The sequence below is a fragment of the Kitasatospora sp. NPDC002227 genome, assembly GCF_040296285.1.
In the GTDB taxonomy this organism is placed as follows: domain Bacteria; phylum Actinomycetota; class Actinomycetes; order Streptomycetales; family Streptomycetaceae; genus Kitasatospora.
Window position 1 is genome coordinate 24,440 of the sequence record NZ_JBEOWY010000015.1, and the last position, 24,692, is coordinate 49,131.

The following is a 24,692-nucleotide window of genomic DNA, read 5'->3' on the forward strand; positions in this document are numbered from 1 at the left end:
CTGGCGGAAGAGGCCTAAGCGGAGGCGTCGTACTCGTAGCGCCAGCGCCACCGGCCCTTGGGGTCGTACTCCTTGGCCCGCCGGTAGACGAGCGTCACCGCCGGGGTGTCCCCGTGGGCGGGCACCGGCACCCGGTAGACCTTCGGCACGTTGCCGAGGGTGTTCAGCAGGATGTCGAGCACCCGCCCGTCCAGGGGCCCGCCGTGGAATTCGGTCTTCGCACTACGCACCAGCTCAGCCTAGGTGCTCGGCGAGTGTGACCGAAGCGGCACCGCCCCCCGGTCATGGAGACCCTGTGGAGACCCTTATCCTGCTCTGTACGCCCCCGGGGTAATCCGGGTCAGCGGGCCCCGTACGGGCCGGTTCGGGCGCGCATCACCGCGCCTTCCCGCGGAGCCGTGGGCTCTCGTACTCCGTACCGTGACCCCGGGCGTCGGCCGTCCGGCAACCCCGGCTCCGGCCCGTGGTGGACGCACCGGGCCGAGCCCGGCCCGGGGAAGCAACGGGCGGGTTCGGGCGTTGCGTCGGGTGTTGCGTCGGTTGCCGTGCCGCACCAGGCACGGTAGGTCACAGCAGGTGCGGAAGGGGCCCGATGGTAGCCAGCAGTAGGTGGACGGCCTGGTGGCAGCGGCGCGACCGGGAGCGGGGCAGACCCGCGACCGGCCTGGACGCGGCCGTTCGGCTGGATCAGCTGCTCGGCGCCGTGACCGCCGGCTTCCCGCTCGCCCCGGCCGCGCACATCGCCGGGCACCGCTGTTCCTGCGACCGGGTGGGCTGTCCGGCCCCCGGCCAGCACCCGGTCTCCTTCGCCTGGCAGACCCAGGCGAGCACCGATCCCGAGCAGCTCTCCCGCTGGCTCTCGCGGGACCCGCAGGCGAATTTCGTGACCGCCACCGGCCGGGCCCACGACGTGCTGGACGTCCCGGCCGAGGCCGGGCGCCTCGCGCTGGAGCGGCTGGACGAGCTCGGCGTCGGCGGCCCGGTCGCGGCCGTCGGCGAGGACAGGTACCTCTTCTTCACCGTCACCAAGGGCACCCCGGCCGACGAGGACGAGTGGTGGTCCAGCGCGCTGGACAGCACGCCGGACACCATGTCCGAGCACCCCGGCCTGCGCTGGCACTCCCGCGGCTCCTACACGCTGGTGCCCCCGGCCGCCCTGCCGGACGGCTCGCAGGTGCGCTGGCTGCGCGGCCCCGAGCAGCCGCTGCCGGACGCGCTGCGGCTGCTCGACGTGCTGATCGACGCCTGCACCGAGGTGGGTGCGGTCGCCGAGGAGCAGTGGCTGATCGGCTGACAGGCCGTTACGGCAGTGTCAGGATCTCCGCACCGTCGGCCGTGACCACCAGCGTGTGCTCGAACTGCGCGGTCCGCTTGCGGTCCTTGGTGACGACCGTCCAGCCGTCGGCCCAGACCTCGTAGTCGTAGGTGCCCAGGGTGAGCATCGGCTCGATGGTGAAGGTCATGCCCGGCTTGATCACCTCGGTGGCCCGCTCGCTGTCGTAGTGCGGGATGATCAGGCCGGAGTGGAACGACGTGTTGATGCCGTGCCCGGTGAAGTCCCGCACCACGCCGTAGTCGAAGCGCTTGGCGTACGACTCGATGACCCGCCCGATCACGTTGATCTGGCGGCCCGGCTTCACGGCCTTGATCGCCCGGGCGAGCGACTCCTCGGTGCGCTCGACCAGCAGACGGGACTCCTCGTCCACGTCCCCGCACAGGTAGGTGGCGTTGAGGTCGCCGTGCACACCGTGGATGAAGGCGGTCGCGTCGATGTTGACGATGTCGCCGTCCTGCAGCACGGTCGAGTCCGGGATGCCGTGGCAGATCACCTCGTTGACCGAGGTGCAGATCGACTTGGGGAAGCCCCGGTACCCGAGGTCCGAGGGGTAGGCGCCGTGGTCGCACATGTACTCGTGCGCGACGACGTCCAGCGCGTCCGTGGTGACGCCGGGGGCGATCAGCTTGGCGGCCTCCGCCATCGCCTGGGCGGCGATCCGGCCGGCGATCCGCATCTTCTCGACGGTCTCGGCGCTCTGCACCTCGGGGCCGGTGTACGGGGTCGGGCCGGGCCTGCCGACGTACTCCGGGCGGGCGATGTGCGCGGGGACCTTGCGGGTGGGCGACTGGACGCCGGGTACGAGAGCCATGACGGCGAGTCTATCGGGCACCCCGTACGCCACCCCGGCAGTGTGTGTGCGACGCCCGCCGGGAATGATCAGCGTCAGGGACGACCGATGGGAGTTGATCGCCATGCCGTTGGGCTTCGGGAGCAAGAAGCCGACCGGGCAGCCGGGGGAGTGGTTCTGGTGCCTGAAGCACCAGAAGGTCGAGGAGGGCCCCGAGTGCGCCGCGAAGGACCGGCTCGGCCCGTACGCGACCCGGGAGGAGGCCGCGCACGCGCTGCAGACCGCCGACGAGCGCAACAAGGAGTGGCGCGAGGATCCGCGCTGGAAGGACGAGGAGCCGAACGGCTGACGCTAGGGCCAGTCTTCAGACCCCCGTCTGCGGGGCGGGCGGACGACGGGGGTCTGAAGACTGGCCCTGGGTCAGGCCGCCAGTTCGGCGGCCTCCCGCTCGGCGCGGACGGCGGCCGCGTTCGGGTCGGTGCGCCTGTCCCAGGCGAGCATGCTCGGCAGCGCGGCGGTCAGGCCGACCACGCCGACCACGCAGGCCAGGCCGCCGACCCAGACCGAGCCCCGGGCGCCGATCAGGCTGGCCATGCCGCCGGCCCGGACCTGGCCCAGCTGCGGGCCGACCGAGTAGCTGAGCAGCTCGACCCCGGCGAGGCGGCCGCGCAGCTCGTCCGGGATGGACTGGTTCCAGATGGTCGAGCGGGCGATCCCGCTGATCTGGTCCGCCCCGCCGGCGAGCGCGAGCCCGAGCAGCACCACCCAGACGCTCCCGGTCGCCCCGGCCAGCGCCATCGCGGCGCCCCAGCCGAGCGCGGCCAGCACCAGCATCCGGCCGTGCCGGTTGACGTGGGAGGTCCAGCCGCTGGTCACCGAGACCAGCAGACCGCCGAAGGCCGAGGCGCCGTACATCAGGCCGAGCGCCCAGCCGGCGTGCAGGTCGGCCGCGAGGAACGGGAAGATCGCCACCGGGTAGGCGAACAGCATCGCCACGATGTCGATCGCATACGTGCCGAGGAGGTCCTTGCGGCTCCAGGCGTACCGGACGCCGACCGCTATCGACTTCAGGGTCGGCCGCTCGGCGCCGGTGGCCGGCGGCACGGCCCGCATCCGGGCGAGCAGCAGCAGCGAGACGGCGAAGGTGGCCACGTCCAGCGCGTACGCCGTCTGCACCCCGGCCGTCGCCACGATCACACCGGCCAGCGCCGGGCCCGCGACGGAGGCCGCGTTGCGGTAGAGCGAGAGCAGCGAGAAGGCCGCCGTCAGCTGGTCGTGGGGGACGATGCGCGGGGTCAGCGAGTCCAGTGCCGGGCGCTGCAGGCCGTCGACCGCCGCGACCAGGGCCGCGACCACGTAGATCGGCCAGAGCACGGGGTGCGGCAGCAGTGCGTTGAGCAGCAGCAGCCCGGAGAGCAGCGCCAGCCCGGCCTCCGAGCACAGCACCAGCTTGCGCCGGTCCAGCGCGTCGGCGAGTGCCCCGCCCCACAGCCCGAACACGATCAGCGGCACCAGCTCCACGGCGCCGATCAGGCCGACGGCGAAGGAGGAGCCGGTCAGGTCCTTGATCTGCAGCGGCAGCGCGACGTACGTCAGGAAGCTGCCGAACGCGGAGATGCACCCCGAGCTCCACAGCAACCGGAAGTCGGTCGAGGAGCGCCAGGGCGACATGTCGGGGCGGATCTTGTGCAGGAGGGCACGCCAGGAGGCATCAGAAGTCATCGCCGGTTATCGTCCGCCGCCGGTCACTCTCAGGCAAACGAATTACCACCTCAGGGGCGCGGGGAACTGCGCGAGGTCGGAATGCAACAGGCCCGGGCCCTACCGCTTCGCGCAGTTCCTCGCGCCCCTGGACAGTGCGACTACCACCGTGCCAGAGGTGCGGGCATCAGCCGCGAAAGCAGCCGGGGCTTGGCGCCCGCCGCCGTGCTGACCAGGTGTTGGACGAGGTCGAAGGGCTCGTCCGCCGCGCCCGGGACGGCCAGGCGTTCGTGGGCCAGCGAAGCCAGTTCGCCGTCGCCGGTGTCCAGGGTCAGGACGGTGGCCCCGCCCCGGCGGGCGTCGTGGACGCGCTCGAGCAGGGGCGCCTCGGCCGATTCGAGGGCGACCACCAGGACGGTGGCGCCGCGACGGGCCTCGACCAGCCGGGCGAGGCCGTGGCCCAGGTGGGCGGGGGCGTCGGCCGGCGGCCGGTGCCGCAGCAGGGTGGGGGCCAGCCGCGGCACGCCGGACCACGCGGCCTCGTCGCCCAGGTGGGCGGCCAGGTGCCAGGGCTCGTACCGCTCCGTCCCGACCAGCAGCAGCCCGGCGGCGCTGCGGCGGCTGACGGACCGTCGGAGCGCGCCGCCGAACTCCCCGGCGGCCTCCAGCCAGCCCGTCCCGGCGAGTCGTTCGCGTAGTGCTGAAACTCTCACGGCGTCCACGCGGTTCAGCATGGAGCCACCGATGGTGGTTTGGCAGGATCTCCCCCATGAGTACCCACGATTCAGTGACCAACCCGGCCCACGAGGTGCCCGACGTCTCGCAGCTCGTGGTCGGCGTGCTGGGAGGGACCGGCGACCAGGGCCGCGGTCTCGCCTACCGGCTGGCCAAGGCCGGCCAGCCGGTCGTCATCGGCTCCCGGACGGCCGAGCGCGCCGAGGCGGCCGCCGCCGAGCTGGGCCTCGGGGTGCGCGGTGCGGACAACGCGGCCTGCGCCCGGGAGAGCGACATCGTGATCGTCGCGGTGCCCTGGGAGGGCCACGCCGCGACGCTGACCGCGCTGCGCGAGGAGCTCGCCGGCAAGATCGTCGTCGACTGCGTCAACCCGCTCGGCTTCGACAAGCAGGGCGCCTACGCGATTCTGCCCGAGGAGGGCAGCGCCGCCGAGCAGGCCGCCGCCCTGCTGCCGGACTCCCGGGTGACGGCCGCCTTCCACCACCTCTCCGCGGTGCTGCTGCAGGACGCGTCGGTCGCCGAGATCGACACCGACGTCATGGTGCTCGGCGAGGACCGCGAAGCCACCGACGTGGTCCGGGCACTGGCCGGCCGCATCCCCGGCATGCGCGGCATCTTCGCGGGCCGCCTGCGCAATGCCCACCAGGTCGAGGCGCTGGTGGCCAACCTGATCTCGGTCAACCGCCGCTACAAGGCCCACGCGGGCCTGCGCATCACCGACGTGTAGGCACCGGTCAGGACCGGCACGGAAGGCCCCCCTGGTCAGAGCCAGGGGGGCCTTCCGTGACAATGGAGGGCGAAAGCACCCTGACCAAGGAGCCACCCGCATGCCCCGCAACGCCCTGATGGCCTCGATCGTCTTCGTGCTGGCGCTGACCGCGGCGGTGGTCTCCTTCGTCGAGGGCAACTGGTTCGGCGTGGTCTGGGTGCTGCTGGCCGGGGTGGCCAGCAACATCGCCTGGTTCTACCTGCGCCGCGAGCGCCAGGCGAAGGCCGCCGACCAGGCTGCCTAGCCCCCTGAGCTGAAGCTCTGCGGGGTGGTGCCGTCCAGGGCGCCGCTCATCGCGTCCCGCCAGATCGGCCCGGCCAGCGTGCCGCCGAAGGCCTGGTCGACCCGGTGGCCGCCGATCTTCTGGCCGTCCAGGGAGGTCGGCGAGTCGGTGTCGCTGACCACGGTGGCCCCGGCCAGCTCGGGCGTGTAGCCGACGAACCAGACCTGCCGGCCGGCGTTGGTGGTACCGGTCTTGCCCGCGCTGTCGCGGTCGGTCAGCCCGGCCTGGGTGCCCGTGCCGTCCTGCACCACGCCCTTGAGCATCCCGGTGATCGCGTCGGCCGTCCTCGCCGTCATGGCGTCGTCGCAGGAGCCCTTCGGTACGTTCAGCTGCTTGCCGTCGGCCGTGGTCACCGAGGTGATCGCGGAGGGCGCGCAGTAGGTGCCGTGCGCGGCGAAGGCGGCGTAGACGCTCGCCATCTCCAGCGGGGTCAGGTCGTTGGAGCCCAGCGCCATCGAGGGCACCACCTGGAGCTTCTCGCCGCCCGCCTGCTGCTGGATGCCGAGCCGGCCGGCCATCTGGGAGACGTTGCACAGCCCCGCGTCCGCCTCCAGCGAGGCGAAGTACGTGTTCACCGACTTGGCCATGGCGTCGCCCATGGTGAACGGGCCCTTGAGGCTGGTCGCGTCGTTGTGCACCTCGCCGCCCGCCTTGAAGACCCCGCCCTGGCAGTCGGTCATCCGCGGCCACGGCATGCTGTACGGCGAGTCGTACGACTGCGAGGGGTCGATCCCGTTCTCCAGCGCGGCCGCCGCCACGATCGGCTTGAAGGTCGAGCCGGTCGGGAAGCCCAGGCCGCCGCCCATCGACTTGGTCACGTTGAGGTTGATCGTGGTGTGGTCGGCGCCGAGCCCGTACGGGCGGCTCTGCCCCATCGCCAGGATCTTGCCGGTGCCCGGCTGCACCACCGTCATCGCGGTGGCCGCCTTGTCGGAGGCGTACACATGGCTGGTCACCGAGTCCTGCAGGGCCGACTGCGCCCTCGGGTCCAGCGTGGTGCGGATCTGCAGGCCGCCCTTCTTCCAGAGCGCCTGCCGCTCGGCCGAGGTGGCGCCGAAGGCCGGGTCGGTGGTGACGACCTTCTTCACGTAGTCGCAGAAGAAGCCCTCGCCGTTCTGCGCGGTGATGCAGCCCTGCTGCGGGCGGGTCACCGCGAGGGTGACCTGGGTGGCGATCGCCTTCTGGGCCTCGGCCTGGGTGATCGAGCCGTACTCGGCCATCTTGCGCAGCACCGTGTTGCGGCGGTCGGTGGCGGCCTTGAGGTTGGCGATCGGGTCGTAGCCGCTGGGCGACTGCACCAGGCCGGCCAGCAGGGCGGCCTGCGGCAGGCTGAGGTCCTTGGCGTCCACGCTGAAGTACCGCCGGGCGGCGGCCTGGATGCCGTAGGCCTGCTCGCCGAAGAAGGTGATGTTCAGGTAGTTGGTCAGGATCTGGTCCTTGGTCAGGGTCTCCTCGACCTTGATCGCGTACTTCATCTCCTTGACCTTGCGGCCGATGGTCTGCGCCTGGGCCGCCAGCACCGCCTTCTGGTCGTCGCCCGCCTCGTCCACGAAGACGTTCTTCACGTACTGCTGGGTCAGGGTCGAGGCGCCCTGCGAGACCCCGCCGCTGGCGGCGTTCTTGTCGATCGCCCGCAGCACGCCCTTGAGGTCCACCGCGCCGTGCTCGTAGAAGCGGTTGTCCTCGATGTCGACCAGGGCCTGCTTCATCAGCGGGGATATCTGGTCGCTGGGCACCACGGTTCTGTCCCGGTCGAAGACGGTGGCGATCACGTTGCCCGCCGAGTCGTAGACCGTCGAGGACTGCGACAGCGGCGGGGTGGTGAAGTCGTCGGGCAGGCTGTTGAACCCGGAGACCGCGTCCTTGGCCCCGAGCCCGACGCTGCCCACGGCGGGCAGCGCGAGCCCGGCCGTCAGGACGCCGGCGACGACGCTGACGGCCAGCAGCTTGCCGGCCAGCCCGAGCTTCTTGGTGGCGGAGTTCGACGAAGACATACCGATGAGCGTATGCACGCGAGATAAGAAAACCGGGCCGTTCGAGTGCGTCCGTCTGTCACAGCCTTGCGACAGTCTCAGTTCTCCCAGAAGCGGAACAGCTGGAATCCGTGGGTCACGTAGACGTCGTGGACGCCCAGTCGCAGCGCGAGCCAGTAGAGCAGGTCGAAGAACTTCGAGCTCAGCGAGGACTGCCAGAGCACCACGAAGACGGCCAGCATCCCGTACGGGGCGAACGGCGCCAGGGTGCGGCGGGTCTTCAGCGAGAGCCAGGGCTCGACGATCCCGTAGCCGTCCAGGCCGGGAACGGGCAGCAGGTTGATCACGGCGGCGCTCAGCTGCAGAAAGCCCAGCATGGCGAACGCGGCCGCGACCGGGGGGACCTGGTCGTAGGACAGCCAGCCCGCCCCCTCGGGCCCGCCGAGCCACCCGGCGCCGACCGGCACCAGCAGGGCCACCGCGAACAGCAGGTTGACCACCGGCCCGGCCGCCGAGATCAGGCTGTGCTTGAGGCGGCCCTGGACGCGGTGCGTCTCGAGGTAGACGGCCCCGCCGGGCAGGCCGATGCCGCCGATGATGATGAAGATCACCGGCAGGACGAAGCTGAGCAGCCCGTTGGCGTACTTGAGCGGGTTGAGCGTCAGGTAGCCCTTGGCCCCGACCGTGATGTCACCGCCGTGCAGGGCGGTGCGGGCGTGGGCGTACTCGTGCAGGCAGAGCGAGACCATCCAGCCCGAGACCACGAACAGGAAGACGCCGAAGCTCGCCGTCCCGAAACCGGACCAGACCGCCCAGCCGGAGGTGCCCAGGGTCGCGAGCAGCACCCAGAACACCGGGCTGATCCGGTTCTCCTCACGGCGCGAGCCCTGTGTGTCGGCGTAGGTCATGGCGCTCGGGCTCCGGACGGTCGGGTACAGGTGGAAGCCCCGATGATGCCGGGCCCACCCCGCGACCGGCAACCACCGGCCCTGGCCGGCCCGCGCGTGGACCAGAATGGAGCGGTGCACTACGGCATCCTCGGCACCACCACGGCAACGGACGACGACGGCACCCAGGTCCCCCTGGGCGGCGCGCGGCTGCGCGCGCTGCTGGCAGCGCTGACGCTGCGTCAGGGCCGGCCGGTGCCGGCCGACGTGCTGGTGGACGAGGTCTGGGGTGACGAGCCGCCGCAGGACGGTGCGGCGGCGCTGCAGACCCTGGTCGGGCGGCTGCGGCGCACCGTCGGCCGCGGCGAGATCGGCTCCGGCCCGGCCGGGTACTGGCTGACCGGGCAGGCCACCGACCTCGGCGACTTCCAGCGCCTCGCCGCGGCGGGCCGCACCGCCCTCGACGCCGGCGACCCCGCCCTGGCCGCCGACCGGCTCACCGCCGCCCTCGCCCTCTGGCGCGGCCCGGCCCTGGCCGACCTGCCGGACAGCCTCGGCGCCGCCACCCGCCTGGAGGCCCAGCGCGGCGAGGCCCGCCGCCGGCTCCTGGCCGCCCAGCTGGCCCTCGGCCAGGCCGCCGAGGTGGCCGCCGAACTGGCCGAACTCTGCGAGCTGCAGCCGCTCGACGAGCAGCTGCAGGCCCTCCTGATCCGCGCCCACCGCGAGGCCGGCCGCCCGGCCGACGCACTGCGGCAGTACGAGACCGTCCGCCGCACCCTCGCCGAGGAACTGGGCACGGACCCGGGCCCCGAGCTGCAGCTCCTGCACCAGCAGCTACTTGCACCTCCTGTTTTCAGGGGCGCGGGGAACGGCGCGAGGTCGGAAGAAGCCGACCTGCCGGATTCCGCAGAGAATCAGTTGCACTACCCAGGGGCGCGAGGAGCTGCGCGAGACCGGAAGAGTGCAGACCAGTTGCCTTCCGCACACGCGCAGTTCCCCGCGCCCCTGGGTAGTGCAACTGACCGCCTCGTGGGTAACCTGCGACCCCGTCTCACCAGCTTCGTCGGCCGGGAGGAGGACCTCGCCGGGGTCCGCTCGGCTCTGCAGGCGGGCCGGCTGACGACGCTCACCGGCCCCGGGGGCTCGGGCAAGACCCGGCTGTCGCTGGAGGCCGCGCAGCTGGAGCAGCGCGAGGAGGCCTGGCCCGACGGAGTCTGGTTCACCGAGCTCGCGCCGCTGGACGAGCCCGCCGCCGTGGCCGGGGCGGTCTTCTCGGCGCTGGGCCTGCGCGAGACGGTGCTGCACTCGGGCGGCGCCGTCGCGGAGGCGTCCCGCATCGTCGACCCGCTGCGCCGGATCGTCGAGCACTGCGCCCAACGGCGGCTGCTCATCGTCCTCGACAACTGCGAACACCTGATCCAGGCCGCCGCCGAGCTCACCGACCAGCTGCTCGCCGAGTGCCCCGGCCTCACGGTGCTGGCCACCAGCCGGGAGCCGCTCGGGGTGCCCGGCGAGGCCGTCGTCCCGGTCGAGCCGCTGCCGGACCCGGTGGCGCTGCGCCTGCTGGCCGAGCGCGGCGCCGCCGCCCGCCCGGGCTTCGACCCGGCCACCGACGCGGCGGCCTGCGCCGAGATCTGCCGCCGCCTGGACGGGCTGCCGCTGGCCATCGAGCTGGCCGCCGCCCGGCTGCGCGGACTGACCCCGCGTCAGCTCGCCGACCGCCTGGACAGCCGCTTCGCCCTGCTCACGGCGGGTTCCCGCACCCTGCTGCCGCGTCAGCAGACCCTGCGCGCGGTGGTCGACTGGAGCTGGGACCTGCTGGGCAAGCGCGAGCGGGCGGTGCTCGGCCGCCTGTCGCTCTTCGCCGGCGGCTGGACGCTGGAGGCCGCCGAGCAGGTCTGCGCCGACGGAGTGGAGGTGCGCCGGGAGGAGGTCGCCGACCTGGTGCTCTCGCTGGTGGACAAGTCGCTGCTGGTGGCCGGCCTGGCGGAGGAGGAGCCGCGGTACTGGATGCTGGAGACCATCCACGAGTACGCCACCGAGCGCCTGGCCGAGGTCGAGCCCTCGGGGCACGCGGGGGAGACCGCCCGGCGGCACACCGCGGCCTTCCGCGAGCTGGTCCGGGAGGCGTACGCCAAGCTGCACGGCACCGAACAGCTGCACTGGCTGGCCGTGCTGGAGCGCGAGCAGGACAACGTCCGGGCCGCGCTGCGCCGGGCGGTGGACACCGGGGACGAGCAGGAGGCCCTGCTGCTGCTCCTGGGCATGGACTGGTTCTGGTCCCTGCGGGACTACCGGCTGGAGGCCCGGGACTGGGCCGAGCTGGTGGCCGCGCTCGGGCCGGACCCGTTCGCCGACGGCGCCCCCGCACCGGTGCCGCTGCTGGTCGACCCGTTGGACGTGGCGCCGCCGCTGACCCCGGAGCTGCTCCAGGAGGCTCGCCGCCAGCTCCAGATCCACCGGATGATCGGCCTGTTCAGCGCCGACATGTCGATGCTGGGCAGGACCGAGGTGACCGAGCTGGCCGGCCGGATCACCGCCACCTACACCCGCGAGCTGCCGCAGGGGTACCGCTTCCCCGGCCTGCTGCGGGTGTTCGCGGCCTTCCTGGCCGGGGAGATGGACCGGCTGCGCCCGCTGCTCGACGACGCGGTGGCGGGCTGCCGCGAGTACGGCAAGGGCTCCGACCTGGCGTTCATCCTGCAGATCCGGGCCCGGATGCTGAACGACTGGGTGGGCAGCAGCGAACAGGCGGCCGCGGACTGCGACGAGGCCCTGGAGCTCTTCACCGCCGCGGGTGACCGCTGGGGCATGTCCGAGTCCCTGGCGGCGGCGGGGGAGAACGCGGCCAAGTGCGGCCGCTCCCAGCAGGCCGTGGACTGCTACCGCCGGGCGATCGAGCTGGCGGCCGAGCTCGGCTCCTGGCAGGAGATCCCGACCCTCCAGGTCCGGCTCGGCGAGGCGCTGTTCGAGCTGGACGAGGCCGAGGGGGAGCGGCTGATCCGGGAGGCGCTGGACGGGCTGACCTTCAAGAGCCACACCCACGACGGCGCCGCGATGTTCGGCCGGCTCGCGCTCTGTGCGCTGTTCACCTGGCGCGGTGAGTACCCGCAGGCGCTGGCCCAGCTGAACGCGCTCCAGGTCGACCAGCGCTCCTTCGGCCCGCTGGTGCCGGACGTCTTCACCGGGATCGTCCACTCGCTCGAGGCCTGGGTGCACGCCCGGGCGGGCGAGCCGGAGCTCGCGGTGCGGCAGCTGCGGGAGGGCCGGGAGCGGCTGCGCACGGTCGACGGCATGGCCTCGGTCTTCGCCGAGCACATGACGGTGATGCTGGTGCTGCCCGCGGTCGGGGTGCTGACGGCGCTGGCCGAGCACGGCCAGGACCGCCGGCTGGCCCGCCGGGCGGTCGTGCTGCTGGGCGCGCAGGGCCAGCTGCACGGCCACATCGGCACCTACCTGGAGCGCCGGGAGCGGGAGCTCGCCTCGGCGACGCTGCTCGGGCTGCTCGGCGGGTCGGAGTACGCCGAGGCACTCGCCGAGGGCGGCCGGCTCTCCATGACGGAGGCGGCCGCCCTGCTGGACGAGTGCCTGGACTGAGCTGCCCCCGGATCCCCCGGGCCCGCCGCTCAGGTCCGCTTGCGGAAGCGGGCCACGGCGAGCGGGGCGGTGATGGCGGTGATCCCGACCGACCAGATCAGCACGATCAGCACCGAGTGGGTCAGCGCCCCGCCGTTGATCAGCGCGCGGCAGGCGTCGGCCAGCGCGGAGAGCGGGTTGTACTTGGTGAAGCTCTGCAGCCAGCCGGGCATGGTGTCGGTCGGCGCGAAGATCGAGGACCCGAACTGCAGCGGCATGATCACGATCATCGACACCCCCTGGACGGCCTGGGCACTGCGCAGCGACATCCCGAGCAGCATCGAGATCCACACGATCGACATGCCGAACGTCAGCGAGAGCCCGACGGCCGCCAGCAGGTGCAGGAAACCCTCCCGGATCTCCAGGCCGAGCAGCATCGAGAACAGGATCAGGATGGTGAAGGAGACCAGCCCCCGCAGGGTCTCCGCCGCCATCTTGGAGAGCAGCACGGCCGCCCGCCCGATCGGCATGGTCCGGAACCGGTCCATCACGCCGCTCTGGAAGTCGGAGTTGAGCCCGGTGCCGACGGCCATCGCCAGGTTGAGCCCGGTGGTCCCGAGCAGGCCGGGGATCATGTACTGGATGTACTCCTGCTGGGTGCCCTTCACGGCGCCGCCGAAGACGTAGACGAAGAGCACCGTGAAGATGATCGGCACCAGCAGGGCGTCCAGCATGGACTCCGGGTCGGCCTTGATCCGCATCAGGTTCCGGCGGGTCAGCGCCCCGAGGTGCCGCAGGTGCGAGCGCAGACCGATCCGCTGGTCCTCGTACGTGCCGGGGGTCAGTGTCGCGGCGCTCATGCCACGGCCTCCTTCTGCGGGATGCGGTCGGCGGGGGCGCCGGGCTTGGCGGTGATGGCGAGGAAGACCTCGTCCAGGCTCGGGAGCGTGGTGTCGATGCTGGCTATGCCGAACGCGCGGGTGCCCAGCACACCGACCACGGTGGTCAGTTGGGCGTCGTCGGTGATCTGCACCGAGAGCAGGCCGGTGTCCTCGGAGACGGTCGCGGCAATGCCGCTGTCGTACAGGCAGCGGGCCATCTCGGGCAGCTCGGCCGGGTGGACGGGCCGGACCTGCACGGTGCGGCCGCCGACCTGGGTCTTCAGCTCCTCGATGCCCCCGGCGGCGATCACCTTGCCGCGGTCGATCACGGTCAGCTGGTGGGCGAGCTGCTCGGCCTCCTCCATGTACTGCGTGGTGAGCAGCACGGTGGTGCCGTCGGCGACCATCCGCTGCACCTCGTCCCACACCTCGTTGCGGGTGCGCGGGTCCAGGCCGGTGGTGGGCTCGTCCAGGTAGAGCACCCTGGGGCTGCCGATCATGCTGGCGGCCAGGTCGAGGCGGCGGCGCATACCGCCGGAGTAGGTCTTGGCCGGGCGCTTGGCGGCCTCGGTGAGGGAGAAGCGCTCGAGCAGCTCGGTGGCCCGGGCCTTGGCCCGCTTGGCGGGCAGGTCGAGCAGGCGGCCGATCAGGTAGAGGTTCTCGTAGCCGGAGAGCAGCTCGTCGACGGAGGCGTACTGGCCGGTCAGGCCGATGGTCCGGCGCAGCTGGCGCGGTTGGCGCAGGACGTCGTAGCCGCCGACGTACGCGGTGCCGGCGTCCGGCTTGATCAGGGTGGAGAGGATACGGACGAGAGTGGTCTTCCCGGCCCCGTTCGGGCCGAGCACCCCGAGCACCGTCCCCTGCCGGACGGTCAGGTCGACCCCGTCCAGGGCCTTCGTCTCCCCGAAGTGCTTGACGATCCCGCGCACCTCGACGGCGTTCTCCGTGGCGTTTGCTGTCATGCAGCAGAGCTTGCCGCCGGCCACTGCCAAGCCACTGCCAGTCCGCTGTCATCCCACTGTCAGCCAGTTGCACAAGCAAGGGGCGCGAGGAACTGCGCGAGCGCGGAAGGCACTGACCTGCACTCTTCCGGTTTCGCGCGCGCAGTTGATGAACAGAGCCCCGCGCCCCTGGTGTGCTGCCCCTATTTGAACGTGTGCTCAGGAGCCGGGAAGGTCCCGCCCGCGACCTCTGCCGCGTACTCCCGGGCCGCGTCCCCGAGCACCGCCCGCAGGTTCGCGTACTGCTTGACGAACTTCGGCACCCGCCCGGCCGTCATCCCGGCCATGTCCGTCCAGACCAGGACCTGCGCGTCGCACCCGGCGCCCGCCCCGATGCCGACGGTCGGGATCGCCAGCTGGTCGGTGACCTGCGCCGCCAGCTCGGCCGGCACGGCCTCGAGCACGACCGAGAAGGCCCCGGCCTGCTGCACGGCCTTGGCGTCCCGCAGCAGCTGGTGCGCGGCCTCGTCGCCGCGCCCCTGCACCGGGTACCCGCCGAAGGCGTTGACCGACTGCGGGGTGAGCCCGATGTGGGCCATGACCGGGATGCCGGCCTCGACCAGCAGCTCGATCGAGCGGGCGCTGCGCTCGCCGCCCTCGAGCTTGACGGCGCCGACCCCGGCCTCCTTGAGGAACCGGGCGGCGTTGTGCAGCGCCTGGGCGGGGGACTCCTGGTACGAGCCGAACGGCATGTCACCGACGATGAGGGCGCGCTTGGTGCCGCGGACGACGGCGGCGGAGAGCATCACCATCTGGTCCATGGTCACCGGCACGGTGGTCTCGTAACCGAGGTGGCAGTTGCCGGCCGAGTCCCCGACCAGCAGCACGGGGATCCCGGCCTCGTCGAAGACCCCGCCGGTCAGGGCGTCGTAGGCGGTGAGCATGGCCCACCGCTCTCCGCGCTGCTTGGCGGCGGCGAGGTCGCGGACGGTGACACGGCGGTTGGTCACGCCGCCGTAGAGGGTCTGCCCGGCAGCGGTCGGCTGGGTCTGGGCAGGCTGAAGCTGAGAAGCGTTCATCGAACAGGCTCCTGAAGGGTTGTCGTCTCGTGGCGCCGTACGGCGTCCCCGGATCTCCTCCATGCTTGCACGGCCGCGCCCCACCGCAAAGAGCCGGGTACCGGAAGCGTCAGCTGTGGAGCTTTGCCCAGACTTTACGATACGAGCCCGTCTCGTATCGAAACCGGAGCTATGCTGAGGCCCAAGGGGGTTACGAGACGCATCCGGCTCGTAAGTCCGCACAGTCTTCGTACGGACGGGAACACGCACATGTCAGCCACCGCGAGTGCCGCACCACGGCGCATCCCGGAGTCGATCCACCGCAAGCGGTGGATGATCCTCGGCACCCTGGTGCTCGCCCTGCTCGTCGTCGTCCTCGACAACTCGATCCTCAACGTGGCGATGAAGACCATCGCCACCCCCGCCCCCACCGGCCTCGGCGCCAGCCAGAGCGACCTCGAGTGGGCGATCAACTCCTACACCCTGGTCTTCGCGGGGCTGCTCTTCACCGCCGGTCTGCTCGGCGACCGCCTCGGCCGCAAGTGGACGCTGCTCGGCGGCATGCTGGTCTTCGGCCTCGGCTCGCTGCTCTCCGCGCTCGCGGCCTCGCCCGGTGAGCTGATCACCTACCGCGCCGTGATGGGCGTCGGCGGCGCCTTCGCGATGCCGGCCACCCTGGCGATCATCATGAACGTCTTCGAGCGGCACGAGCAGCCGAAGGCGATCGGCATCTGGGCCGGCGCCGTGGGCCTGGCCATCGCGATCGGCCCGATCACCGGCGGTCTGCTCATCGAGCACTTCTGGTGGGGCTCGGTCTTCCTGGTCAACGTCCCGATCGTGGCGGTCGCGCTGGTCGCGATGTTCCTGATCGTTCCCGACTCCAAGGACCCGAACCCGGGCGCGCTCGACCCGATCGGTGTGCTGCTGTCGATCGTCGGCCTGGTCGCGCTGATCTACGGCATCATCAAGGGCGGCGAACTGGCGGACTTCACCGCCCCGGCCGCCTGGGCACCGACGCTGGGCGGTGTGCTGGCCCTGGCCCTGTTCGTGCTGCACGAGCGCCGCACCAGCCACCCCGCGCTGGACGTCAGCTGGTTCCGCCACAAGCAGTTCAGCGGCTCGGTGGCCGTGGTCGGCCTGATCTTCTTCGCGCTGATGGGCATCTCCTTCTTCGGCGTCTTCTACACCCAGAGCGTGCGCGGCTACAGCGCCCTGCAGGCGGGTGTGCTGATGCTGCCGCTGGCCGTCGCCCAGCTGGTCTTCGCGCCCCGGGCCCGCCTGGTGGTCGACCGCTTCGGCATCCGGGCCACCTGCGCCGGGGGCATGGGCCTGGTCGTGATCGGCTTCCTCGGGTACACGCTGCTCGGTGTCTCCACCCCGATCTGGGTGCTGGTGGTGCTCGGCTTCGTGATGGGCGCCGGTATGGCCCACGTGATGCCGCCGGCCACCGTGGCGATCATGGGGGCGCTGCCCCGGGAGAAGGCGGGCGCGGGCTCGGCCGTCAACAACACCTTCCGCCAGGTCGGCGGCTCGCTCGGGGTGGCCGTGCTCGGCGCGGTGCTCTCCACCGTCTACCGCGACGGCGTGTCCGACCACCTCTCCCAGCTCCCGGCCGGCCTGCGCGACAAGGCGGGCGAGTCGCTGGAGGGCACCCTGGCCATCGCGAACGCGACCCACAACACCGCCCTGGTGCGCCCGGCCGAGGACGCCTTCATCCACGCCATGCACGTGGTCGCAGGCCTCTCCGCGGGGATCACCGCCCTCGGTGTGCTGCTCGCCTGGTTCCTGCTGCCCGGCCGCACCCCCCAGCCGGAGGCGGCCCCCGCGGCGGCCGTCCCGGCCGAGGCCGACTTCAGCTCTGCCAAGGCTTGAGCCGAGAGGGGAGAATGAGGGCCATGAAGACCGATCTGGTGGCCGAATCCCCGGCGCCGCAGGCCCTCGCCGACCGTACGGCCCTTGACGGTGAGGGCCTCGCCGGGGAGCCCTGTGCTCCCCGGCGGGGCCGCCCGCGCAGCGAGGCGGCCGAGCAGGCGATCTTCGCGGCGGTGGAGAACCTGATGGAGGAGGGCGTGCAGCTCTCCGAGCTCTCCATCGAGCGGATCGCGGCCGCCGCCGGGGTCGGCAAGGCGACCATCTACCGCCGCTGGTCCAACAAGGAGGCCCTGCTGGTCGACGTGGTCGCCCGGCTGGAGCCCGAACCGGCCAGCACCGGCAACTGCTGCGGGGTGCGGGACGAGCTGGTCAGCATGCTGGAGTTCATGCGCCAGCGCGGCCTGGCCAAGCGCTCCCGCTGGATGCTCAAGGCCGCCCTCGGCCAGATGCACTCCTGGCCCGAGCTGCACCAGGCCTACCACGAGCGGGTGATCAAGCCCCGCCGCGAGCTGGCCCGCTCGATCATCCAGCGCGGGGTGGACGAGGGCGTGCTCCGTGCCGACATCCCGCTGGACGTGCTGATCGAGATCGTGATGGGCCCGATGCTGCTGCGCACCGTCCTGTGGGAGGACGCCCCGCTGGACGACCCCACCCTGCCGGAGCAGATGGTCGACGCCCTGCTCCGGGGGGTCGGCACCGGGGCGTGAGCGGGCCTGCTGGTGCCTGGTGGTGAATCTCACGCAACCGGCGCGCGTCGCAACCCCGAGCGCTGTGACCTGCGTCTGTGCCGTCATAGGCTGAGCCGAGAATCCGACTAAACGGGATCGGCCAGGCGAAGCGGGCACCTACGGAGGATCACGGGATGACGCAGGCCGACAGCGCTCAGGTGCCGACCACCACTCCGGGCTCCGCCGACCCGGTCTCGCCCTGGCGGGACCGGCGGCGCGGCTGGGTGCTCGCCGCCCTCGCGGTGCTGGTCGCCCTGCTGCTGGCCGGCCACTCGCTGGTGCCGAACGGCCTCGGCAACTTCGGCAGCCTGCTGGAGACCTTCCTGCCCTGGCTGGGCCTGGCCGTCCCGGTCCTGCTGCTGCTCGGCCTGTACCGCCGCTCGGCCACCGCGCTGGCCGCCGTCCTGCTGCCCGCCATCGTCTGGGTCAACCTGTTCGGCGGCCTGCTGGCCGACAAGAGCAGCGGCAAGGGGGCCAGTAACGATTCAAGCTTCACCGTCCTCACCCACAACGTCGCGGCCGCCAACAGCGACCCGGCCGGCACGGTGAAGCTGCTCAACGACTCCGGTGCCCAGATCGTCGCCCTGGAGGAGCTGGCCGGCCCGGCCGTCGCCACGTACACCAAGGGCCTGGCCGCCAAGTACCCGTACCACGCCGTCGAGGGCACCGTCGGCCTCTGGTCCGCCTACCCCCTGGACGACATCAACCCGGTCGACCTCAAGATGGGCTGGACGCGCGCCTTCCGAGCCACCGTCAGCACTCCCAAGGGCCCGCTCGCGGTCTGCGTGGCGCACCTGCCTTCCGTCCGGGTCAAGTTCGACGGCGGCTTCACCGCCGGGCAGCGGGACCGCAGCGCCGAGGCGCTCGGGCTGGCCGTCCGGGCCGAGCGGCTGCCCCGGGTGATCCTGCTCGGCGACCTCAACGGCACCGTCAACGACCGCTCGCTGGCCCCCGTCACCTCGCAGCTGCGCTCGGCCCAGGGCGCGGCGGGCGACGGCTTCGGGTTCAGCTGGCCCTCGGCCTTCCCGATGGCCCGGATCGACCAGATCCTCAGCCGCGGCCCGCTCACCCCGACCGACTCCTGGGTGCTGCCCGCCGACGGCAGCGACCACCGCGCGGTGGCCGCCCGCTACCGGTACTGACCGGCCGTCACCCCGGCTGACCAGCCGTTACCCACCCGGCCACGGATGGCCGGTGGGATGACCTGTCCGCCCGCCCCCTCCCCGGCACAGCATGGGTTCCGCCGCTCCATGGCAGCTGTGATGTCATGGGCATGGTCACGAACCGTCCGAGGGGGACAACTCGATGAAGCTGGTCCGCACCACCGTTGCCGCCGCGACCCTGGCCGCGCTGGCCGCCCTGGTCACCACGACCCCGGCCCTGGCCGACGCGCCGAGCGCCCAGCGCCTGCTGCAGGCCGGCGCCGCCAAGGGCGTCGCCGACGGCTACCCGGCCGTGGTCGGCCTGGTCCGTCAGGGTGACACCGTGCAGTACGCCGCCGCCGGGGTCAAGGACCTCGCCGGCCGGACGCCCGCCGACCCGAAGGCCCAGTTCCGGATCGGCAGCAACACCAAGGCCTTCACCTCGACCGTCCTGCTCCAGCTGGAGGCCGAGGGCCGCCTGTCGATCGACGACAGCGTCGCCAAGTGGCTGCCCGGCGCCGTCAACGCCAACGGCTACGACGGCTCGAAGATCACCGTCCGTCAGCTGCTGAACCACACCTCGGGGCTGCCGGAGTACATGAAGGACGCCGCCTTCGGTCTCAACTACGCGGGCAACCTGCAGCCCTACCAGACCTTCGCCCCGCAGGCGCTGGTCGACCTGGCGCTGCGTCAGCACGCGCCCACCTCGGCCCCGGGCCAGACCTGGAGCTACGCCAACACCAACTACGTACTGGCCGGCATGGTGATCACCGCCGTCACCGGCAACACCCCGGCGGCCGAGATCCAGCGGCGGATCATCACCCCGCTCGGGCTCACCGGCACCACCTTCCCGACCAGTGACCCGACCCTGCACGGCAACTACCTGCACGGCTACCAGTACCCGGGCGGCCTCGGCGCGGTGATCCTCGACGTCACCACCTCCGACGTGCAGACCTTCGGCCCGGCCGGGGCGATGGTCTCCACGGCCGACGACCTTGCCGCCTTCGGCCGGGCCCTGATGACGGGCAAGCTGCTGCCGCCCGCCCAGGAGGCCGAGCTCAAGACCACCGTGCCGATCGCCGCCAACAGCACCGCCGGCTACGGCCTCGGCATCAGCCACGCCCAGCTGCCCTGTGGCCAGTGGGCCTGGGGCCACAACGGCGCCGTGCTCGGCTACTTCAGCGACTGGCTGAGCAGCGAGGACGGCAGCAAGCAGGTCGTCCGGGCCAACACCGAGTTCCACCTGATGGCCGGCACCAAGGGTCAGCAGGACACCGAGCAGGCCAGCATCGACGCCTACTGCGCGCTCTGACCCGCCCTCAGCCACTTCGAGAGGACCCTACGATGACCTCCCTTCCCACCCGGCGCCACCTGGGCACGGCCCTGGCCACCGCCGCGCTGACCGTCTCCGCCCTGCTCGGCACCACCGCCGCCGCCCACGCGGACGCCGCCCCCACCCCGCCCGTGCTGACCGACGGCTTCGGCCTGACCCAGGTCGGCGCCCCCGAGGTGCACTCGCCCACGGACTTCACCATCACGGTGAGCACCCCGCAGCTGTCCGGCCTCCACAAGATCCGGATCTACCTGCCCGCCGGCTACGCGGCCGACCCGGCCAAGCGCTGGCCGGTGGCGTACTTCCTGCACGGCGGCCCCGGCAACCAGGACGACTCCTCCGTGGTGCCGGCCCTGCACAACGATTCGATGATCACCGTGGCCCCGGACGGCGGCCTCAAGGGCTGGTACGCCAACTGGGTCATGCAGAACACCGTGGTCGGCGCGGCCAACTGGCAGAACTTCCACCTGGACCAGGTGATCCCGTTCATCGACGCCAACCTGCGCACTCTCCCCGACCGCGGCCACCGGGCCGTGATCGGCCTCTCGATGGGCGGTTACGGCGCACTGCACTACGCCGAGGCCCGCCCCGAGCTGTTCGGGCACACCGTCTCGCTCTCCGGCGGCATCGACTTCGGCATGGGGGTGATCCGGGGCGCGGTGCTCGGCACCGAGCTCAACGTGACCGGCGCGATGTGCGGGAGCAGCACCTCGACCGTGCCGGGTACCGGCCAGTGCACCGGCTACGGGCCGGTGGTCGACAGCGACGCGATCTTCGGCTCGCCGTACCCGTTCTTCAACGCCGACCACGTCTGGAACGAGGTCAACCCCGCCTCCCCGGCGAACCTGGCCAGGCTCGCCAACACCGACGTCACGCTCTACACCGGCAACGTCGGCCCGATCGACTTCTTCACCGAGGGCGCCTCGAACAACGTGAAGGCCGGTCTCGACCGGCTCGGCATCCCGAGCCGCTACGTCGACTACACCAACGGCAAGAGCCTCTCGCCGAGCTGCGACGGCTCGCACACCTACGCCTGCTGGATCCCGGCCATCGCCGACTACATGCCGTACCTGAAGACCGCTTTCAACGCCGCGGGCTGACCGGGCCGCGTACCGCGCGGTGCTGCCGACACACGGGGGTCGGCAGCACCGCGCCGCTCCGTTCTCAGCCCCGGCGCCAGCGGTTGGTGATCGGCAGGCGGCGGTCCCGCCCGAAGGCCTTGACCGAGATCTTCGGGCCCGGCGGGTACTGCCGCCGCTTGTACTCCGCGGTGTCCACCAGCCGCACCACCCGGTCCACCACCTCCGCCGGATACCCGGCCGCCACGATCGCGTCCCGCCCCTGGTCGCCCTCCACGTACAGGTCGAGCACGGCGTCGAGCAGCTCGTAGTCCGGCAGCGAGTCGGTGTCCACCTGGTCCGGCCGCAGCTCGGCGGAGGGCGGCTTGCTGATGGTGTTCTCCGGGATCGGCGGCGTCTCGCCGCGCTCGGCCGCCACCGCGTTGCGCCAGCGCGCCAGCCGGAAGATCAGCGTCTTGTAGACGTCCTTGATCGGCCCGTACGCACCCACCGAGTCGCCGTACAGCGTCGAGTACCCGACCGCCAGCTCGCTCTTGTTGCCCGGCGCGAGCACCAGGTGGCCCTCCTGGTTGGAGACCGCCATCAGGAGCGTGCCGCGCAGCCGCGACTGCAGGTTCTCCTCCGCCAGGCCGGTCAACCCGAGCGCCTCCTGGTACGCGTCGAACATCCCGGCGATCGGCACCGTCCGCAGGTGCACCCCGGTGCGGCGGGCCAGTTCGGCCGCGTCGTCCCGGGAGTGCTGCGAGGAGTACCGGCTGGGCATCGAGACGCAGTACACGTTCTCGGCACCCACCGCGTCCGTCGCGATCGCCGCCACCAGCGCCGAGTCGATCCCGCCGGAGAGCCCGAGCAGCACCGAGCGGAACCCGTTCTTCTCCACGTACGCCCGGGTGCCCGACACCAGCGCGGCCCAGATCTCGGCCTCGTCGTCCAGCGGCTCGGCGATCTCACCTACTTGGGGCGGCTCCGGCCGCTCCTGCGGCTCGCCGCCGAGGCCGATCCGCTGCAGCTTCAGGCCGTCGGCGAGCTCGGCGCCGTCCTCGTGCTCGTCGCTCGCCGCGGGCAGCTCCAGGTCCAGCACCAGCAGCTGCTCCTCGAACTGCCGTGCCCGGGCCAGCACTTCACCCGCCCGGTCGACCACCATGGACCCGCCGTCGAAGATCAGCTCGTCCTGGGAGCCGACCATGTTCAGGTACGCCACCGCGCAGCCCGCCTCGGCGGCGCGCTCGCGCACCAGGGCGAGGCGGACGTCGTCCTTGTTCCGCTCGTACGGCGAGCCGTTGAGCGTCAGCAGCAGCCCCGCCTTGACCTGGCCGGCGGCGGCGACCCGGCCGCCGTCCTGCCAGATGTCCTCGCAGACGGCCAGCGCGATGTCCACCCCGTGCAGCCGCACCACCGCCAGCTGGTCACCCGGCACGAAGTACCGGTACTCGTCGAACACCCCGTAGTTCGGCAGATAGTGCTTGGCGAACCGGCTCACCACCCGCCCCCCGTACAGCACCGCCGCACAGTTCTGCGGCCGCCCACCCCGCGACCGCCCCAGATACCCCACCACCACCGCCAGCCCCCCGAGCCCCTCCGTCCCGAGCCGCTCGGCCAGCCCCACCAGCGCCGCCCGCGACCCCTCCACGAACGACTCCCGCAGCGCCAAGTCCTCCACCGGATACCCGGTCACCACCATCTCCGGAAACCCCACCACCTGCGCCCCGGCAGCCGCGGCCTCCCTCGCCCACCGCACCACCTCATCGCAATTCCGCCCGATGTCACCGACCCAGGGGTCGATCTGGCCCAACGCAAGACGAAGATTCGGCATGCCCCTCAGTCTAATCGTCAATCTGACGCTATGTCTCGACAGGGGGATGATCGGGCGAGGGGCGCGACGTCGCAGTCGTCCTGGGTATCGCGGAGTACCGACGCCTTGTCGCCACGGACGCGAGGTTCGAACAGGGCAATGCCGTTCCCTCGGATGATGTCTGACCGGCTCCCCCGGGAGTGGAAGGCCGGGCTCGGTCCGCCATGATGGGGGGAGAGGCCGTCAGGGCCGCCCTCGTGCGTAACACGAACGTAAAGAGCAGAGGTGAGACTGTCCCCATGGGCAAGCAGCAGGAGTTCGTGCTTCGCACGCTCGAGGAGCGTGACATCCGGTTCGTTCGGTTGTGGTTCACCGACGTGCTGGGCTTCCTGAAGTCGGTGGCGGTGGCCCCGGCCGAGTTGGAGCAGGCGTTCGAGGAGGGGATCGGGTTCGACGGCTCGGCGATCGAGGGATTCGCCCGGGTGTACGAGTCGGACATGATCGCCAAGCCGGACCCGACGACGTTCCAGATACTGCCCTGGCGCTCGGAGACCCCGGGCACCGCCCGGATGTTCTGCGACATCCTGATGCCGGACGGCTCCCCGTCGTACGCCGACCCGCGCTTCGTGCTCAAGCGCACCCTGGAGAAGGCCTCCGAGCTCGGCTTCACCTTCTACACCCACCCCGAGATCGAGTTCTTCCTCCTCAAGAACCTCCCCGGCGACGGCACCCCGCCGATCCCCGCCGACCAGTCCGGCTACTTCGACCACACCCCGCGCGGCGTCGGCCACGACTTCCGCCGCCAGGCCATCACGATGCTCGAATCCATGGGCATCTCGGTCGAGTTCTCCCACCACGAGGGCGCCCCCGGCCAGCAGGAGATCGACCTGCGGTACGCCGACGCGCTCTCCACCGCCGACAACATCATGACCTTCCGCCTGGTCATGAAGGAGGTCGCGCTGGAGCAGGGCGTGCACGCGAGCTTCATGCCCAAGCCCTTCTCGAACCACCCCGGTTCGGGCATGCACACCCACCTCTCGCTCTTCGAGGGCGACCGCAACGCCTTCCACGAGTCCGGCGCCGAGTACCAGCTCTCCAAGGTCGGCCGCTCCTTCATCGCGGGCCTGCTGCGGCACGCCGCCGAGACGGCGGCCGTCACCAACCAGTGGGTCAACTCCTACAAGCGCATCTGGGGCGGCTCCCAGCGCACCGCCGGCGCCGGCGGCGAGGCCCCGTCGTACATCTGCTGGGGCCACAACAACCGCTCGGCCCTGATCCGCGTCCCGATGTACAAGCCGGGCAAGCAGGGCTCCACCCGGGTCGAGGTCCGCTCCCTCGACACCGGCTGCAACCCCTACCTCGCCTACGCCGTCACCCTGGCCGCCGGCCTCAAGGGCATCGAGGAGGGCTACGAGCTCCCCCCGGGCGCCGACGACGACGTCTGGGCCCTCTCCGACGCCGAGCGCCGCGCGATGGGCATCCAGCCCATGCCGCAGAACCTCGGCGAGGCCATCGACCTCATGCAGCGCAGCGAACTCGTCGCCGAAACCCTCGGCGAGCACGTCTTCGACTTCTTCCTCCGCAACAAGCGCCAGGAGTGGGAGGAGTACCGCTCCGAGGTCACCCCCTTCGAGCTCCGCAAGAACCTCCAGGTCCTGTAACCCCGGACCGCCCCCGGCCCCGGCGGTGCTTCACCCGCCGGGGCTGTCTGCTGTCGGAGACCGGACGGTGACGGGGGTTCAGGTCACGGGTCGTCCGTCGGCGAACGAGTGAGTGACACTTCCTCCGATGGCGGTACGTAACGAGATGTGCGCGC

General features: G+C 71.7%; 21 protein-coding genes. 11 read left to right on the plus strand and 10 right to left on the minus strand.

The features are described from left to right. Nucleotides 1–14 precede the first annotated feature (14 nt). Nucleotides 15–230 (minus strand): DUF8847 domain-containing protein, encoded by a 216-nt coding sequence (locus ABT095_RS16305; protein ID WP_350530066.1) that lies wholly within the window; start codon nt 228–230, stop codon nt 15–17. A 362-nt stretch (nt 231–592) separates the two neighbouring features. Here ABT095_RS16305 and ABT095_RS16310 point away from each other — a divergent pair, with 362 nt between their 5' ends. Continuing rightward, the gene (locus tag ABT095_RS16310) at nt 593–1,294 is read left to right on the plus strand and encodes a bifunctional DNA primase/polymerase (protein WP_350530067.1); all 702 of its coding nucleotides are present in this window, start codon (nt 593–595) and stop codon (nt 1,292–1,294) included. Between the two features lie 7 nt (nt 1,295–1,301). Here ABT095_RS16310 and map read toward each other — a convergent pair whose 3' ends face one another. Then, the gene (map, locus tag ABT095_RS16315; RefSeq protein WP_350530068.1) at nt 1,302–2,147 is read right to left on the minus strand and encodes a type I methionyl aminopeptidase; all 846 of its coding nucleotides are present in this window, start codon (nt 2,145–2,147) and stop codon (nt 1,302–1,304) included. Nucleotides 2,148–2,250: 103 nt separating this feature from the next. Here map and ABT095_RS16320 point away from each other — a divergent pair, with 103 nt between their 5' ends. Continuing rightward, a complete protein-coding gene (locus ABT095_RS16320; protein ID WP_350530069.1) occupies nt 2,251–2,475 on the plus strand; it encodes a hypothetical protein in 225 nt (74 codons plus the stop codon). Between the two features lie 71 nt (nt 2,476–2,546). Here the strand turns inward: ABT095_RS16320 and ABT095_RS16325 are convergent, their stop codons facing one another. Further along, on the minus strand, nt 2,547–3,848 hold the full coding sequence (locus tag ABT095_RS16325) for an MFS transporter (protein ID WP_350530070.1): 1,302 nt from the start codon (nt 3,846–3,848) through the stop codon (nt 2,547–2,549). Between the two features lie 140 nt (nt 3,849–3,988). Next, nucleotides 3,989–4,549: a hypothetical protein gene (locus ABT095_RS16330; protein ID WP_350530178.1), complete on the minus strand. Its 561-nt coding sequence runs from the start codon at nt 4,547–4,549 to the stop codon at nt 3,989–3,991. A gap of 47 nt (nt 4,550–4,596) precedes the next feature. Here ABT095_RS16330 and npdG point away from each other — a divergent pair, with 47 nt between their 5' ends. After that, nucleotides 4,597–5,289, plus strand: a complete 693-nt coding sequence (gene npdG / locus ABT095_RS16335) for an NADPH-dependent F420 reductase (RefSeq protein WP_350530071.1) — start codon at nt 4,597–4,599, stop codon at nt 5,287–5,289. Nucleotides 5,290–5,389: 100 nt separating this feature from the next. Next, nucleotides 5,390–5,575 carry a hypothetical protein gene (locus tag ABT095_RS16340; protein WP_350530072.1) on the plus strand — a complete coding sequence of 62 codons (186 nt, stop codon included), beginning with the start codon at nt 5,390–5,392 and terminating at the stop codon, nt 5,573–5,575. Here ABT095_RS16340 and ABT095_RS16345 read toward each other — a convergent pair. Together ABT095_RS16345 and ABT095_RS16350 are read right to left on the minus strand one after the other, a co-directional pair. Further along, nucleotides 5,572–7,608, minus strand: coding sequence for a transglycosylase domain-containing protein (locus ABT095_RS16345; protein ID WP_350530073.1), 2,037 nt, complete (start codon nt 7,606–7,608; stop codon nt 5,572–5,574). The genes ABT095_RS16340 and ABT095_RS16345 overlap by 4 nt on opposite strands. 77 nt (nt 7,609–7,685) lie before the next feature. Continuing rightward, complete coding sequence (locus ABT095_RS16350) at nt 7,686–8,495, minus strand: site-2 protease family protein (RefSeq protein ID WP_350530074.1); 810 nt, start codon at nt 8,493–8,495, stop codon at nt 7,686–7,688. 114 nt (nt 8,496–8,609) lie between these two features. Between ABT095_RS16350 and ABT095_RS16355 the strand changes: the two genes are divergently transcribed. Further along, complete coding sequence (locus ABT095_RS16355) at nt 8,610–12,071, plus strand: AfsR/SARP family transcriptional regulator (protein WP_350530075.1); 3,462 nt, start codon at nt 8,610–8,612, stop codon at nt 12,069–12,071. A 29-nt stretch (nt 12,072–12,100) separates the two neighbouring features. Here ABT095_RS16355 and ABT095_RS16360 read toward each other — a convergent pair whose 3' ends face one another. The 3 genes from ABT095_RS16360 to panB form a co-directional block, all read right to left on the minus strand. Beyond that, the gene (locus tag ABT095_RS16360; RefSeq protein ID WP_350530076.1) at nt 12,101–12,910 is read right to left on the minus strand and encodes an ABC transporter permease; all 810 of its coding nucleotides are present in this window, start codon (nt 12,908–12,910) and stop codon (nt 12,101–12,103) included. Next, a complete protein-coding gene (locus ABT095_RS16365) occupies nt 12,907–13,893 on the minus strand; it encodes an ATP-binding cassette domain-containing protein (protein ID WP_350530077.1) in 987 nt (328 codons plus the stop codon). Before ABT095_RS16365 ends, ABT095_RS16360 begins: the two co-directional genes overlap by 4 nt. A gap of 182 nt (nt 13,894–14,075) precedes the next feature. Continuing rightward, nucleotides 14,076–14,951: a 3-methyl-2-oxobutanoate hydroxymethyltransferase gene (gene panB, locus ABT095_RS16370; RefSeq protein ID WP_350530078.1), complete on the minus strand. Its 876-nt coding sequence runs from the start codon at nt 14,949–14,951 to the stop codon at nt 14,076–14,078. A 249-nt stretch (nt 14,952–15,200) separates the two neighbouring features. Between panB and ABT095_RS16375 the strand changes: the two genes are divergently transcribed. From ABT095_RS16375 to ABT095_RS16395, 5 genes are all read left to right on the plus strand, one after another. Further along, the gene (locus ABT095_RS16375) at nt 15,201–16,802 is read left to right on the plus strand and encodes an MFS transporter (protein WP_350530079.1); all 1,602 of its coding nucleotides are present in this window, start codon (nt 15,201–15,203) and stop codon (nt 16,800–16,802) included. Between the two features lie 23 nt (nt 16,803–16,825). Next, on the plus strand, nt 16,826–17,509 hold the full coding sequence (locus ABT095_RS16380) for a TetR/AcrR family transcriptional regulator (protein ID WP_350530080.1): 684 nt from the start codon (nt 16,826–16,828) through the stop codon (nt 17,507–17,509). A 155-nt stretch (nt 17,510–17,664) separates the two neighbouring features. Further along, a complete protein-coding gene (locus ABT095_RS16385; protein WP_350530081.1) occupies nt 17,665–18,672 on the plus strand; it encodes an endonuclease/exonuclease/phosphatase family protein in 1,008 nt (335 codons plus the stop codon). A 163-nt stretch (nt 18,673–18,835) separates the two neighbouring features. After that, nucleotides 18,836–19,984, plus strand: a complete 1,149-nt coding sequence (locus ABT095_RS16390) for a serine hydrolase domain-containing protein (protein WP_350530082.1) — start codon at nt 18,836–18,838, stop codon at nt 19,982–19,984. A 32-nt stretch (nt 19,985–20,016) separates the two neighbouring features. Further along, the gene (locus ABT095_RS16395; RefSeq protein ID WP_350530083.1) at nt 20,017–21,105 is read left to right on the plus strand and encodes an alpha/beta hydrolase; all 1,089 of its coding nucleotides are present in this window, start codon (nt 20,017–20,019) and stop codon (nt 21,103–21,105) included. A 64-nt stretch (nt 21,106–21,169) separates the two neighbouring features. Here the strand turns inward: ABT095_RS16395 and ABT095_RS16400 are convergent, their stop codons facing one another. Next, nucleotides 21,170–22,897, minus strand: a complete 1,728-nt coding sequence (locus ABT095_RS16400; RefSeq protein ID WP_350530084.1) for an NAD+ synthase — start codon at nt 22,895–22,897, stop codon at nt 21,170–21,172. 278 nt (nt 22,898–23,175) lie between these two features. Here ABT095_RS16400 and glnA2 point away from each other — a divergent pair, with 278 nt between their 5' ends. Then, on the plus strand, nt 23,176–24,537 hold the full coding sequence (gene glnA2, locus ABT095_RS16405) for a gamma-glutamylpolyamine synthetase GlnA2 (protein ID WP_350530085.1): 1,362 nt from the start codon (nt 23,176–23,178) through the stop codon (nt 24,535–24,537). The last annotated feature ends 155 nt before the right edge of the window (nt 24,538–24,692 follow it).